Origin of the sequence: Methylobacterium marchantiae (genome assembly GCF_042679825.1) — a bacterium.
Classification (GTDB): Bacteria; Pseudomonadota; Alphaproteobacteria; order Rhizobiales; family Beijerinckiaceae; genus Methylobacterium; species Methylobacterium marchantiae.
This window is the reverse complement of sequence record NZ_JBHTND010000091.1, coordinates 1-642: the sequence shown is the minus strand read 5'-3', so window position 1 is coordinate 642 and position 642 is coordinate 1. Positions and strand designations below refer to the sequence as shown.

Here is a 642-nt window from a genome sequence, read left to right as displayed (position 1 = left end):
CCTGACCATCACCCCTGCAAACAACGCCTCGGCCGGCCTGATTTCGGCCATCGCCGTCCTGGGCTTCCCGGCACTGGCGCCGACCGCCAATCCGCCGGCGTAATAGCCAGCATCCCCGTAACGGGCGCTCTGCGGAGCGCCCTTTTTCGTGCGAGTTCGAATGGCTTTGAAGCTCATCACCGCGCCCACCGCGGAGCCGATCACGCTGGACGAGGCCAAAGCCCATCTTCGCGTGGAAGGCACCGACGATGACGCCTATATCACGTCCCTGATCGCTGCCGCCCGTCAGTCGGTGGAAAGCCTTACCGGCCGCGCACTCATGTCTCAGGCGTGGGAGCTGGCGCTGGATGAGTTTCCCCGTTCCTGCGCAGCTGATTACCGCTCGCTGGGGCGGTACCAGGCCGCGATCGATATTCCGATGCCACCGCTGGTAAGCATCGAGAGCATCAAATACGTTGACACCGCTGGCGTGCAGCAAACGCTAGACGACTCTGCGCGCCAGGTAGACGACTACAACGCCCCTGCCCGGGTCGTACCTGCCTATGGGACGACCTGGCCTGCCGCGCGCTGCCAGCCGAATGCAGTGTTGATCCGATTCGCGTGCGGTTATGCAAGCGCTGCTGCCGTGCCTCAGGAGATCAA

Annotated in this window: 1 protein-coding gene; it reads left to right on the top strand. The window is 63.9% G+C overall.

From position 1 onward, the window contains the following. Window positions 1–160: 160 nt before the first annotated feature. Window positions 161–642 (top strand): head-tail connector protein (locus tag ACFQ4G_RS21955; protein ID WP_379041139.1); only part of this gene is annotated, 482 nt, incomplete at its 3' end.